11 protein-coding genes and 1 pseudogene are annotated in these 13,910 nt (G+C 57.4%); 8 read left to right on the forward strand and 4 right to left on the reverse strand.

The features are described 5' to 3' along the window. Nucleotides 1-5 precede the first annotated feature (5 nt). The 3 genes from GDI_RS00695 to GDI_RS00705 all read right to left on the reverse strand — a co-directional run bounded on the left by GDI_RS00695 (nt 6) and on the right by GDI_RS00705 (nt 5,753). Nucleotides 6-3,071: an efflux RND transporter permease subunit gene (locus tag GDI_RS00695; protein ID WP_012222385.1), complete on the reverse strand. Its 3,066-nt coding sequence runs from the start codon at nt 3,069-3,071 to the stop codon at nt 6-8. Continuing rightward, nucleotides 3,068-4,138 carry an efflux RND transporter periplasmic adaptor subunit gene (locus GDI_RS00700; protein ID WP_041249231.1) on the reverse strand — a complete coding sequence of 357 codons (1,071 nt, stop codon included), beginning with the start codon at nt 4,136-4,138 and terminating at the stop codon, nt 3,068-3,070. Before GDI_RS00700 ends, GDI_RS00695 begins: the two co-directional genes overlap by 4 nt. A gap of 94 nt (nt 4,139-4,232) precedes the next feature. After that, on the reverse strand, nt 4,233-5,753 hold the full coding sequence (locus GDI_RS00705) for an efflux transporter outer membrane subunit (protein WP_012222387.1): 1,521 nt from the start codon (nt 5,751-5,753) through the stop codon (nt 4,233-4,235). A gap of 154 nt (nt 5,754-5,907) precedes the next feature. Between GDI_RS00705 and GDI_RS00710 the strand changes: the two genes are divergently transcribed. Continuing rightward, nucleotides 5,908-6,270, forward strand: coding sequence for an ArsR/SmtB family transcription factor (locus GDI_RS00710; RefSeq protein WP_012222388.1), 363 nt, complete (start codon nt 5,908-5,910; stop codon nt 6,268-6,270). Between the two features lie 27 nt (nt 6,271-6,297). Here GDI_RS00710 and GDI_RS00715 read toward each other — a convergent pair whose 3' ends face one another. Then, on the reverse strand, nt 6,298-7,020 hold the full coding sequence (locus GDI_RS00715; protein ID WP_012222389.1) for a DsbA family oxidoreductase: 723 nt from the start codon (nt 7,018-7,020) through the stop codon (nt 6,298-6,300). Nucleotides 7,021-7,111: 91 nt separating this feature from the next. On the opposite strand from GDI_RS00715, the gene GDI_RS00720 reads away from it, so the two are divergent. The 7 genes and pseudogenes from GDI_RS00720 to GDI_RS00735 all read left to right on the forward strand — a co-directional run bounded on the left by GDI_RS00720 (nt 7,112) and on the right by GDI_RS00735 (nt 13,890). Then, a complete protein-coding gene (locus GDI_RS00720) occupies nt 7,112-7,780 on the forward strand; it encodes an alpha/beta hydrolase (RefSeq protein WP_012222390.1) in 669 nt (222 codons plus the stop codon). Nucleotides 7,781-8,283: 503 nt separating this feature from the next. Beyond that, complete coding sequence (locus GDI_RS19560; RefSeq protein WP_157870980.1) at nt 8,284-8,637, forward strand: hypothetical protein; 354 nt, start codon at nt 8,284-8,286, stop codon at nt 8,635-8,637. A gap of 64 nt (nt 8,638-8,701) precedes the next feature. Then, nucleotides 8,702-9,904, forward strand: coding sequence for a hypothetical protein (locus tag GDI_RS19565; RefSeq protein WP_012222393.1), 1,203 nt, complete (start codon nt 8,702-8,704; stop codon nt 9,902-9,904). Further along, entirely contained in the window at nt 9,904-10,245 is a 342-nt protein-coding gene (locus tag GDI_RS18765) for an STAS-like domain-containing protein (RefSeq protein WP_012222394.1), read from the forward strand. Before GDI_RS19565 ends, GDI_RS18765 begins: the two co-directional genes overlap by 1 nt. Further along, nucleotides 10,245-10,808 (forward strand): hypothetical protein, encoded by a 564-nt coding sequence (locus GDI_RS19570; protein WP_012222395.1) that lies wholly within the window; start codon nt 10,245-10,247, stop codon nt 10,806-10,808. Before GDI_RS18765 ends, GDI_RS19570 begins: the two co-directional genes overlap by 1 nt. Before the next feature lie 618 nt (nt 10,809-11,426). After that, nucleotides 11,427-12,544 (forward strand): IS3-like element ISGdi11 family transposase gene (locus tag GDI_RS00730; RefSeq protein WP_157864127.1). Its coding sequence is split into 2 segments (ribosomal slippage): nt 11,427-11,679 and nt 11,679-12,544, totalling 1,119 coding nucleotides; the frame shifts between segments, so codons are not numbered across the junction. 149 nt (nt 12,545-12,693) lie between these two features. Next, a pseudogene (locus GDI_RS00735) lies at nt 12,694-13,890 on the forward strand (IS256-like element ISGdi8 family transposase). The last annotated feature ends 20 nt before the right edge of the window (nt 13,891-13,910 follow it).

Below are 13,910 nucleotides of genomic sequence, written 5' to 3' on the forward strand. Positions count from 1 at the left end.
GCCTGTCACACCGTCTTGCTGCGGCGCGGCCTGATGACCGTGTAGACCGAGGGCAGAACGAACAGCGTCATGGTCGTGCCGACGATCATGCCGACAACGATTACCGTTCCCAGTCCGAAGCGGCTGTTCGCGCCCGCACCGGTAGCGATGACCAGGGGCGCAAGACCTACGACCATTGCTGCTGTGGTCATGATGATCGGTCGGAAACGGATGGCGGCGGCCGTCTCGATTGCTGTCCTGCGGTCTACATTGTCACGATGAAGGATCTCGTTTGCGAACTCGACCATCAGGATGCCATGCTTACTGACCAGTCCGATCAACGTAATGAGTCCGATTTCGGTATAGATATTTAAGGTCGTCACACCGAGGGCGAGTGGAATAAGGGCACCGAACACGGATAACGGCACACTCACGAGGATGATTACCGGATCTGTGAAGCTGTTGTACTGAACCGACAGGACGAGATAGATGGCAATCAGTGCGAAAAGGAATGCAAAAATCAGTGCGTTTCCTTCCTGTACATACTGACGTGAATCAGACTGCCAGTCATAGCTGTAGCCGGGCGGGAACTCCGCTGCCTTTGCCTTCAGGAAGCTCACGGCGTCACCCATCGTAACACCTTTGGCGAGAATGGCCTGAAACGTGGCCGAGTTCTGCTGGCCGAACTGGGGTAGACGGTTGGGTTCGACATCGACCCGCACGCTGGCCAGGGCCGACAGCGGTACCTGATGGCCGTTCTGGTCGCGCATATAATAGGTCTTCAGGGCGTCAGGGGTCAGGCGGGACAGCGGAACGGCTTGCGGGATCACGTCATAGGACCGGCCATAATAGCCAAAGCGATTGACGTAATTTTCCCCGATGAGCGTATTCAGCGCGTTGCCGATCCGCTCCATACGGATCCCGAGCGCATTGGCTTTGGTCCGATCGACCGTGACCCGAACAACCGGGTTATCGAAGGCGAGGTCGCTATCGACCACGGCAAACAGACCGCTTTTAGAGGCTTCGTCCCGCAGGTGTGACATGACGCCGAAGACGTTGCGATAGCTGTCATCACTGCGGACGACCATCTGAACTGGCAGGCCGCCGGTTGAACCCGGTAGTGCCCCCATCTGGAACACGAAGACGCTGGTCCCCTGGATGGAAGCGACACGCTGTTGAAGGTCCATCTGGATCTGATCGGCGTTACGCTTCCGCTTGCCCCAGTCGTCGAGATTGACCCCGCCGACGCTGTTGGCGATCCCGTCAATTCCGTTCATCTGCCAATGGCTATGGCCTTCCGGGATTTCAGACATCTTCTCGTAAAGTGTCTGGGCGTAGGTCTCGACATAATGAAGATTGGCATATTGCGGAGCCTTGACCGCCGTATAGACAATGTCCTGGTCCTCATTGGGTGCCAGTTCGCTCTGCGAGACATGCAGCATGGCCGGAATAAGGAGGAAGATTACCGCCGCCGTGCCGAGCGGAACCCAGCGATGCCGCAGCGAAAAGTCGAGCACGGTTTCATAGCGCGCAGTCATGAAGCCAAAGACACGCTCGGCCATTCGCTCCATGAAGCCTTCCTTCTCTTTCGCTTTGAGCAATTTTGCGCTCATGAGCGGTGACAGGGTGAGTGCGACGACCCCGGAGACGATGACGGACCCGGCCAGCGTGAGCGCGAATTCCCGGAACAGCGTGCCCGTCAGTCCACCCATGAAAGCGATCGGGGCGTAAACTGCTGTGAGTGTAAGGGTCATCGCGACAACAGGGCCGGCCACCTCACGCGCCCCGAGTAACGCGGCGTCGAAAGGGGATTTGCCTTCTTCAATATGGCGATGGACGTTCTCGATCACGACGATGGCGTCATCGACCACGAGCCCAATCGACAGCACCATCGCCAGCAAGGTGAGCAAATTCAGGCTGAACCCGAAGGTGTACATCAGCCCGACCGCGCCAAGCATCGAGAGGGGTATGGTGGCGATCGGCACGATCACCGCCCGCACGGTGCCGAGTGAGAGGTAAATCACAAGAATGACGATGAGCAGCGCCTCGATGAAGGTCTCGGTCACTTCATCGATCGACGCCTGAATGAAATGCGCGGTCTCGTAAGGGACGCGGACATCAATGCCCGGCGGAAGAGTCGCCTTGAGTTTGGGCATGATCTCGTTGAGACGCGAGATGATCGTCAGCGGGTTGCCTGTCGGCGACGGTTCCAGCCCCACGAAGATCGAAGGGCGGGGCGTCGGTTTGCCATTCGGCGGTCGAAGCGTGCTGGTCTGCGAACTGGTGTCCGTATTGTCCGGCCCCAGTTCCGCGCGCCCGATGTCCCGCACCCGGATAACCCGGCCACCGGTCGAGCGCAGCACCATATCACGGAATTCCTCGACCGTTTTCAGATCCGTGTTGAGGTTGATATTGCTGATCGTATAAACGCCACGTATCCGGCCGGGTGCGGCCTGGAAATTGTTTTCCCGGATAGCCCGTGCCACGTCCTCGCCCGTCATGTCGTTGGCGGCCAGTTTCTCGGGATCGAGCCAGAGGCGCATCGAAAGGCGCTGCTCTCCGAAATAACTGATTTCGGATACGCCCTCTATGCCCGAGAGCATCGGTGCCGCGACGCGGTGGATATAATCCGAGATTTCGTAGAGAGGCCGCGTTGTGCTGGCAAAACCGATATAGGCGACGGCGGTGAAGCCGCCCGAGGTGCGTTTGATGACCGGGTCATACGCGCCTTCCGGCAGGCGGTATTTGACCGCGTTCACCTTGGACATCACGTCGGTCAGGGCGCGCATGGAATCATAATTCAGCATCATGCGCACCGTCACCACGCTGAGGCCCTGCGTGGTGGTGGAGGAAAGATAATCGATGCCCTCGACGGACGCGACGGCCTCGCTGATCGGCTGGGTCACGAAGCCCTGCATGAGATCCGATGATGCCCCCGGATAGCGGGTCGAGATCAGGATCGTGGAGGTTTCGAGGGTCGGATATTGACGTGTTGCGATGGAATTGAAGCCCTTGATCCCGAAGAGAACAATCAGGATCGTCACGACAATCGCCAGGACAGGCCGCCGAAGAAAGCGGTCGGTGAAGGTCATTGTGCCAACTCCCGCAGGCCGGCCAGAGGCAGGACTTCCGGGATTTCGCGTACCTTCATGCCGGTGACGAGGCGGTTCTGGCCGCTGGTGACGACGCGGTCATCCGGTTTCACCCCGTCGTCGATGACCACCCATCCGTTGCGGCGGTCGCCCGCGCGTACAGCCGTCGCGGTCACGGTGGGGCCATCGGTGGACGGCTGCTCGACGAAGAGCGTCTCTCCGTAGGCGGTATAGGTGACGGCGGTTTCCGGGACCACGAGGCGTGGCAACACCTTCGCGGCAATGGAGACATGCGCATAGGTGCCCGGATGCAGGTCGGTCGGCGGCGCGTCGAGCAGGGCCTGAATGGAGAGCGTATGCGATCCGTCGATGCGCGGGTCGATGGTAGTGACCGAGGCGGTGAAATCCTGCCCCGGCGTTGTGTCGAATGTCAGGTGGACGGTCTGTCCGAGCTGCACGCTGGCTGCGTTCTCCTCGGCGAGGATGAAGTTCACCCGCATCCGGGCGTAGGACGTCAGCGTGGCGATGGCATCACCCGGATTCAGATACTGGCCGAGATTGACCCGTCTGATCCCAATGGCGCCGTCGAAGGGCGCGCGGATATGCTTCTGGTCGATCACCGCCTGCACTCTGGCGACATTGCCTTTCGCGGCTTCGAAGCGCGCCGTGGCTGTCTCCAGATCCTCGTGGCTCTCCACCCCGGTGCGGATGAGAGAACGGGCACGGGCCAGATCGGCCTCGGCCGCGCGCAATTCGCCGCTGTGGCGGATCAGTTCGCCCTGTTCCGGTGCGTCATTGAGGACCAGGAGCAACTGGCCTTTCCGGACGATCGCCCCGGAATCGAAATCCAGTTCAGTGATCCGGCCGGCGATTTCAGGGGAGAGCGTTACCCCCTGGAACGGCTCGACCTGACCGATCGTCTCGATATGGGCGGCGAAAGGGATGGGTCTGACCGGCCAGACGGATACCGCCGTTGCCGGAGTGTCCGCAGCCCTGCCGGCGGCGGGCAGGGACATCAGCACCGCGAGAGCGGTGGCATGGTGCCAGGGGACGAAGAAGCGTCGCACAGATATCTCCCGAAGTTATTGTTATACGCGGATATACGTACCTAGAGGGCTGGAAAGTCCGGACATTGGAGGCCGAACGTGCATCAGATGCCGGTCATCGCGCCGCGAGCCGGACGGATCGCCACTGATCGGGTGTGACGTGGGAGTCGGCGAGTCCACCGCCGGTCGCCACCATGATCCGCACCGTCTGACGGAACATCTCGGTCTGTGCCCGCACTGTGTTCTGGCGCGCGAGCAGAAAGAGCCGTCGGGCGTTGATCGGCTGAAGGATGGTTCCCCGGCCCGCCTGATAACCGGCCTGGCTCAAGGTCAGCGCGTCATCGGCCGAGGTCAGGGCCTGCCGCTGGTTGTCCAGTTCCGTCGAGGCGTTCTTCAGGCCGTTCAGACTATCGGCGACCTCCCGAAAGCCATTGATGACCACTGACTGGTAGTGATCGAAAGCGATCCGATAGTCCTCTTCCGCCTGTTTTTTCCGGGCCTTCAGGGTGCCGCCATGGAACAGTGGCAGAGCAGCGCCGCCGATCAGACGCCATGCCGCACCGGCGGGGCCACCCATCAGACCTTCGGCAGCGGCGGCCGCACTGAGGGTCAGGCGGGGATACAGGTCAGCCGTCCGGGCACCGATTTCGGCATTCGTCGCGCGCATCATGGCTTCGGCGCCGATGATATCCGGACGGGCATGGACAAGGTCGGAGGGCACGACCACAGGGATGTCTGGCAGAAGGCTGAAATCGGCGAGCGTCAGGATCGGTGCGGTCCAGTTGGCGGGCGAATGCCCGGTCAGGACGGCCAGTGTCGTTCGCGCGGCTTCATGGGCATTGATCAGCGGCGGCAGGAGAGACTGGTCGTGCGCCAACTGCGCTTCGGCCGTCACGACATCCAGTCGGGGTCTCCTGCCCGCCTGCCAGGCGAGCGTTGCCAGCCGGAGCGTTTCCCGGTCGGTGTCGATCACACCCCGGATCACGGCGATCTGGTCTGCTGTCGAGGCCGCTTCGAAGGCGGTTAGGACCGTGTCGCCGACCACCAGGAGCATCGTGACATCACGGCGCTCCCGTTCGGCATCCTTTTGTGCGCCGACCATCTGGATCAGCCGGTGATTGCTACCGAAAATATCGGGGTCATAGGAAACGTCGAGACCGGCCGAATAGGCGGAGAAGGCCGGGAAGGTCCACGCCCAGGGACCGAACAAGGCGGCGCCGTATTCCTGTCGTCCTTCGGTGCCGGTGGCATCGATCTGGGGCATCAGGCTGCCCTGGGCGGCATGAAGTCCCTCAGCGGCCTTGCGCAGGTTGGCCTGCGCCGCCTGGATCGACCAGTTGCTCTGGAGTGCCTCTGTGACGAGGGTGTCCAGCCGAGGGGAGTGAAAGAGACGCCACCAGTCGGAGCCTGGCTTTCCAGCGGCCTGATACGGGGAGCTGGACGAAGCTATGGTCGCTGTTTCCGACCGGGTTTCGCCGAATGTTGCGGCATCCGGTGGCTGGGGAGCCTTGTAGGTCGGGCCGACTGTGCAGCCTGTGAGGCCCGGCACCAGGACAACGAGAATCAGCCGGGCCGCGCGTGATGCGGCGGCGACCCGCTTTGGCCTCTGGCTAGGGGGCAGGAAATTGGGTGGCAAGGCGGCCTCCGGTCGTCATGAACGAGTCTCAATGATACGAACATAGACGTACATACGAAGTAAAGGCCAGCCTTATCGAGACACAGGCTTATGACGGGGGCTCAGAAGCAGCGTTTTCTTGACCCGCTCCCATGATACGCGTACCAATCCACGCATGATCGCACGCCATCCGAAACGCGAGGATATCCGGCTCGACGCCGTGCTGACGGCATTGGGTAATCCCATCCGCCTGGCTGCGGTACGGACGATCGCCGTGGGCGGCGAACATCCCTGCTGTGATGTGCTGCCGCAAATTCCGAAATCTACCATGACCCATCACTGGCGCGCGTTACGGGACAGCGGTGTGGTCTGGCAGCGCCATATCGGTCGGGAATACCGTCTTGAGCTGCGGCGCGAGGATCTGGACAGCCGGTTTCCCGGTCTGTTGGATTCCATTCTCGGGCCGCTTGTCAGCGATCCGCTGACGCAGGAGACGATTTCCGAATACGACCGGTCCCGCCAAGGTGCGCCTGCCTGACGGAAGCACAGGCGGGACGGCCTTTGCTCAGGGAGTGCCGGAACCGGAAGGCGGGATGACGCATCCCGTGCTATCGCAGGTCATGCCGGTGGTAGGGTTTTCGGATGCCGTTTTGCGTGCCTCCTTCCATGACTGGCGCAGGGCGGCCAGCAATTGTGCTTTCGGCTGCGCGCCTGAAAGAGTGTAGGCGCCGTCGAGGATAATGAAGGGCACGCCATGAATGCTGGCCTGCGACGCACGGGCTTCATCACGCCTGACATCTTCGGCGAAGTCGCTGCCCGTCAGCGTGGCGCGCACGGCGTCGCCATCAAGACCGACATCCTGCGCAAGGCCGACAAGTACGTCATGGTCGGCGAGGGGGGAGTTGTCGGTGAAATAGGCCCGGAACAGCCGCTCCGTCATGTCCGTGCCGTGACCGTGCTGTTCGGCGAATTTGGTCAGCCGATGTGCGTCGAAGGTGTTGGTGTAGCGGACCGAGGCATAGCGCATGTCGAGACCGCATCTCTCGCCCATGGACGTGATATGGTCGATCATGGCTTGGGCGTCGCTCCGGCTCTTGCCGTATTTCCGCATGATGCGGTCGAGTGTTGTGGTGGTCACTGCCGGACCCGATGTGGGGTCGAGTTCGAAGGCCCGGAAGACGATCTCGACTTCGCTGGCGTGCTCGAATTGGGCCAGGGCGGCTTCGAGAAATCGCTTGCCGATATAGCAGTAGGGGCAGGCATAGTCGGACCAGATTTCGAGTTTCATGACAGCCTCCGCATGCTTGATAATGTACGATTATACCCGTACCATAGTTTCATCAAGCGTCATGAATGTCGATGAGAAAGGGGAGCAGAGGATGAAGCCGCTGAAAGCGCTGGAAGTCGAAACCGGGCGAAATCCCGTCGCGTCGATCATCCTTATTCACGGCCTGGGGGCGAGTGGCCGGGATCTGGTGTCCATTGCTCAGGCGCTCGACCTGCGCTCCATCGGCGCGGTTCGGTTCATTTTTCCCAACGCGCCCGTCCGGCCGGTTTCGGTCTGTGGTGGTGAGCGCATGCCGGCATGGTATGATCTTCTCGCGCCAGATTTGCTTCTGCGGGAAGATGAGCCAGGGCTACGTGATGCCCAGACCTATCTGGCGAGCCTGATCGACCAGGAAGTCGCGCGCGGTATTCCGTCCCGGCGCATCGTGATTGGCGGGTTTTCTCAGGGGTGTGCGATGTCGCTGATGACCGGGCTGCGCTATTCGTCGCCCCTGGCTGGGATCGCCGGTCTGTCCGGCTATCTGCCGCTGCCCGGGCAAACGGGAAGGGAGGCAACGGAGGCCAACCGGGCAACGCCGGTTTTTCTGGCGCATGGTGAGGGCGACACGGTCGTGCCGCTGGCGGCGGCTCGCCTCGCACGGGACTGGCTACGTGCCGAGGGGCATGACGTTGCTTGGTATGCCTACCCGATGACGCATGAGATCATAGGTGCGGAGATTGCCGATCTCAATGCCTGGTTGGGGGAGCGTCTCGTAACCTAACGACCTTGGGCAAGGAGCAGCCGTGTGACTCACCTCCAGACTTTAATGGCCCATCTCGGTCTAAGTGGTATCAGGATTAGAGTGCAGTTTCGATAGACAGTTTTCAGTTTCTGATGATTTGGTCTGGATTGTTCGGAATGGATGGGAAAGAAGACATCGAAATCGTATGTCGCTTTCCAGCGTTTACAGAAGCAGATCAGACACATTTGCCCCATCCATGGCCGTCTGCCAACCCGATCTGCTCCGCTTCGTGCCGCAGGGCCACGGACAGCAGCCGGGAGATTTCCCCCGTCCGTCATGGTCCGTTCTTATCGACTATCGGTCGAATACGCATCCTCAATCCGACCTTCCTTTGTTGCGCGATTCGAATGCTCATTTCAAGTCGATCTATGCAGTTTCAGAATCCTTTCTTGGCCCGATACTGGGTAGTCACCAAGAGACAGATCGAGTAATTCTGTGGGTGATCATTCCGCCTATTCATTGCGAAATATCTGGAGAAATGCATGTCATTCGTCTTAAGTCTTCGCCCATTCGCGGTGCCATCATTTATCATGCTGGTGCTTGCGGCGTGTGCTTCGCGAAGCCAACCCAAGACTAATGATACGCAAATGTTCCCCATTCAGAGCGCAGCTAAACAGTGTGCAGATCAGATTCTTGCAATCGGGCATACTGAGGTTGGTGAAACGACCCTATTCGGCATCCCATACATTCTCAAGGATCATATGGAGCAAGCTGGCGCACTGTCGGCCAGAACATGGCAAACGATCACGCTCCCGGCCGTTTCCATCCCCGCAGATGGATTGAGCAAAGGGGCTACATGGAAAGGTTGTATGAAGAATAGAGGTTATCAATTCTGAGAAATATATATTACTCTTGCATGGCTCTGCCAAAAGAAGAATCCCTTATTTATTTCGAGATGACATGAAAAAGCTCAGCAAAAGATATAGGAAAATTCTAATATATAGAGCGTTAAAAGGAATGCATTCTCGTCAGGTATTCCGCCACAAGCGCACTAAATCGTCATCTTACGTTACGCTTTGGGATGGGATTTCTGAGGAACGCGCTCTATGTCAATCTCCGCCAACAACTCCCCCCAAGAATATAGATTTCGAAGAAAATATAGAAGAAACACTATCTTTTCTGAAAGTTATCAGGGATCGATTAGGGAAAAAGAAAACAACCCCACGTCATAGATTGACCTGGATAAAAAGGAGAAAGAACAAAAAACCAATAATCAAATCGTATTACGATTTCAGCGCGATCGAAAGGCTCGACATAGCTCCAGCTTTAGTTATAGCGGCGGCGTATGATCGAGCAAAACGTTTGACTGGCTCGGTTCCTCCTGCAGTCAACTATACGCAATGGACCAAATCGGCTTTCCAAACGTTATATGAAATCGGTTTTTTCGATCTTATAGGGCAAAAGCATCACGACAAGATAACAAAAGAATATGAAGATAAACTTGATAGTAATATAAGAATATGTCGTGCCATTTCCGGAAAAAATGCTGATAATTTAAATTTATGCTCAGACACTATGTCTGAACTCCTTAAATTTCTAACGGAAGATGAGTCTATAGTCGAAGAATACATACCTGATATTAACACCGCCGTCAGCGAAGCGATGATTAACGTGTCAAGGCACGCATATCCACAAGAGTACTCCGTGAAATCAATTTACGATACAGTGAACCAATGGTGGATTACGGCCCGCGCCGATAAAATTAATCATACAATAAATATTGTTATTTATGATCAAGGGGCCTCAATCCCAGGAACGCTTCCTTACAAAGGGCGGTTCCAAGAAATGGTTGAAGTCTACATCAAGCCCTTGCTTCCAGAATTTAAATATTCTGATGATTTCCGGCGCATGGACCATGAATACATCAACTACTCCATGAAGCCAGGACGAACACAAACCCAGAACCCCGAAAGAGGTCTAGGCTTGCCTCAGATGCAAGGGCTGATTAATCTCTGTGAGGACGGATATATTATGGTCATTAGTCGAGCAGGGTTTTACAGGTATGGAAAGGGAACTGGCATCACAAAACGCGCGTTACCGATCGAACTTGAAGGGACTCTTGTCGAATGGCATCTTTCGCTTCCTAGCAGGAAGGCACAGTGATGGGCAATGAGATCATGATTAAAATGGCAAATTTCTCCGCCTATCCGTCAGGTAGAGAAGATGAGGATGGAGCGTTTAACGGCACTAGATTTCGGGAAACGATTCTGCGGCCAGCCATCGAAGCTGCAAAGCAAAATGGTCAGGTGGTCTGCGTGTCTCTCGAAAACGTGTTAAGTTTTGGGTCTTCATTTTTAGAAGAGGCTTTCGGAGGGCTTGTTAGAAAAGGAATTGCAGATAAGAAATTTCTAAAAAGCCATCTGATAATTGACCCCGGAAAGCCTTCTTATGAAAGGTATAAGGATGTGATTTTTCAATATATAAATGACGCCAAAGTTGCATAATGCCTGATAGTTTGAACGTGTTGTCTGGCGCTAAAAATTGCTTACCTGACGCAAACGTCTTTTTGCAAGCGGCGCAAGCACCGGCCCATAACTTCTGGAATTATGCTTGGGCAAGTTTACCCAATGTGACTGGGGTCACTATCGCTGCACTATGCGCTTTTGGCTATACGTTTTATTTCAACGTAAGAACGGCCAGAAATGATGTATTAAAAGACGTACATTCAGATTTATCAGATATAGAATCGTTAATTACAGAATATTGGCTGGGTGATCACGCTTCAAAAGATGAGAAGGAAAAGTCAAAATTAGATTCTGTTGGTCATGAACTGCGTTCGAAATTGAATTCATCTATGATCTATAGGGATAGATATTTATTTTTCTTCAAAAAGGAAGACCAGGAGCGTTATAAAGAATTAGATACAAAACTTTTCATGGCAGCAACAGGCGGAGATTTTCAAACCAAAAAAATGAGATCGTCGCCTCAGACCTATAACGATATTATAACAATATTATATGATTTAAGGGCGCTTATGAGAAAGACACGAGGCAGGAAAACCATTTGAAATCGAGTTGTTTTGATTTACCCGTCGTCACCGAATTCGATTAGGTTAGGCTCGCATCGTCACGCAACGATTGATGCCTTTGCAGGTCACCCCTTCGTCATGCAATCCTTGGTCGCGTCTCGTCACCTTCTCCCGCTGATCATCTAACATTGCGGGCGCGGCTGCGGTAATCGCCACTACGGCGACCACGCTCGGGGCTGTCGCCCGGATGTCAGAGCCGGCGGCGGGATGACGGGTGGCGGTAACGGCACGACCGCCGTAGGCTGGTTGTTCTGGGACCATCTTTGGATCAGGCACATGCAGAAAAAAGCGCATCAAAACAGGCTATTAATCCCGATTTGTTCTCAACTTGCGATTGCCGCAACTTGAGAAGCGATCCTGCCCCCGCAACCATACAAAATACAAAAACCCCGCTAAACCAATCGGTTGGCGGGGTTTTTGTTTGGCTGCATGGCGGGATGAAAATAAATACCAACCAAAATCAATGACCTAATTTCGCAGGTTCAAAGCGGGGCCGCTTAACCCGCAACCAATTGCGATAAATGTCCAGTTCTACGGTGACCTTGCCCCCTGAAATGCCCTCGCATTGAAGTAAGGTCTGTCCACTGGAGACAGACGATGAAGAAAGCGCGATTTACGCAGGACCAGATTATCGGGGTCCTGAAAGAGCATCAGGCGGGCGCTACGGCTGCGGATCTGTGCCGCAAGCACGGGATCAGTGACGCGACCTTCTACACCTGGCGGTCGAAATACGGCGGGATGGAGGTGTCGGAAGCGCGGCGCCTCAAGGCTCTTGAAGAAGAGAACGCGAAGCTGAAGCGGCTTCTGGCGGAGAGCGTGATGGACGTCTCGACGCTGAAGGAACTACTGGCAAAAAACTCGTGACGCCCGGTTTGCGGCGGGAAGCCGTGACCTGGGCGATCCGGGAGAAAGAGTATTCGCAGCGACGGGCCTGCCGGCTGATCGGCATGGACCCGAAGACCTGGCGCTATGCGTCACGCCGCCCGGATGATGCCGCAGCGCGCGGGCGGCTGCGCGAACTGGCTGGGGAGCGACGGCGATTTGGCTACCGGCGACTGCATATCCTGCTCGGCCGGGAAGGAATGACGATGAACCACAAGAAGCTGTTCCGGCTGTATCGCGAAGAGGGGCTGTCGGTCCGCAAGCGTGGCGGCCGGAAACGGGCGCTGGGCACGCGCTCGCCGATGATGCTGCCCGACGGGCCGAACCAGCGCTGGAGCCTGGATTTCGTCTCGGATGCATTGAACAACGGACGGCGCTTCCGGGTGCTGACGGTGGTCGACGACTACACGCGCGAATGTCTGGCGCTGGTGGCGGACACCTCGTTATCAGGCGAACGCCTCGGTCGTGAACTCGACCGGATCGGCGAGCATCGCGGCTGGCCGCTGATGATCGTTAGCGACAATGGCACCGAGATGACATCGAACGCGATCCTGGCCTGGCAGCAGAAGCGATCGGTGCTGTGGCACTATATCGCACCGGGCAAGCCGCAGCAGAACGGGTTCGTCGAGAGCTTCAACGGCCGGTTCCGCGACGAATGCCTCAATGAGCATCTGTTCCGTAACATCGCCCACGCTCGGACGGTCATCGAGGACTGGCGGGCCGACTACAACGCCGTCAGGCCTCACACCAGCCTCAATGGCATGACGCCAGAGGCTTTCGCTCAACACGCCACCAAGGCATACAACAATACACAGACCCTAACTCAAAACTGAGGGCACGTTCGGGGCAGGGTCAGGGGCCGCTTGCTGTTGGGATTGGGCTGTGTCCCGAGGTGTGGTGTAGGAGCGAGTCTGGCTGCTGAGGCGGCCATCGCCGGTCTTTGATAGGGTTCGGGTGCGAACTGAACCTGAAGGACCTGACGATGACCGACGAGAAGATGGCGCTGCTGGAGCTTGTGGAGCAAGCGTCGGATGGCGATTTTGTTCGTGAGATGCTGGCGTTCGCTGCCGATCGGATGATGGAGATGGAGGTTGAGGCCCGGACCGGTGCTCCGCTTGGCGCGCGTTCGGCCTCCCGCTCGACCCAACGCAACGGCTACCGCGCTCGGAACTGGGACACCCGGGCGGGCACTGTGGAGCTTGCGATCCCGAAGCTACACAAGGGCAGCTATTTCCCGACCTTCCTGGAGCCGCGGAAAACGGAGGAAAAGGCACTGCTGGCGGTCATCCAGGAAGCCTACGTCCAGGGTATTTCCACGCGATCGGTCGATGATCTCGTCCGCGCGATGGGCGCCGGGGGCATCTCCAAAGCCAGGTCAGTCGTCTGGTGGGCGAGATCGACGAACGGGTCAACAGCTTCCTGTCTCGGCCGATCGAGGGCGAATGGCCGTATCTCTGGATCGACGCCACCTATCTGAAACTGCGCCAGGGTGGCCGGATTGTCTCGATTGCCGTGATAATCGCCGTGGGCGTAAATACGGACGGCCGTCGTGAGGTGCTCGGCGTGGCGACGGGACCGTCCGAAGCGGAAGCGTTCTGGACGGATTTCCTGCGCTCCCTGGCCGATCGCGGCCTGCGCGGCGTGAAGTTGGTGGTGGCCGACGCGCATGCCGGACTGCGGGCCGCGGCCGGTCGCGTGTTCAATGCGACCCTGCAACGCTGCCGGGTGCACTGGATGCCGCAATGCGCTCGCCCATGCCCATGCAAAGCAGCGGCCTGCCATCTCGGCCCTGTTGCGCACGATCTTCACGCAGGAAACCGCCGAGGATGCGTCACGCCAATGGCGGCACGTCACCGACAAGCTGCGCGAAGGCTTTCCGAAGCTGGCCGAATTCATGAAGCGGACGGAAGTGGACGTGCTTGCCTACATGGGCTTTCCTCGGGAGCATTGGACGCAAATCTCGTCGACGAACCCGATCGAGCGGGTGAACAGGGAGATCAAGCGTCGCTGCGACGTCATCGGCATTTTCCCCAACGATGCCGCCATTATCCGCCTCGTCGGCGCGCTGATGCTCGAACAGAACGACGAGTGGGCGGTCTGCCGACGTTACATGACGCTGGAAGGACTGGCCGCCATCAGCCATAATCCCACAATCAGCCTGCCCGCCGTGGCCGCCTGATAACCTCGAACCCTTCGAGG

Origin of the sequence: Gluconacetobacter diazotrophicus PA1 5 (genome assembly GCF_000067045.1) — a bacterium.
Lineage (GTDB): Bacteria > Pseudomonadota > Alphaproteobacteria > Acetobacterales > Acetobacteraceae > Gluconacetobacter > Gluconacetobacter diazotrophicus.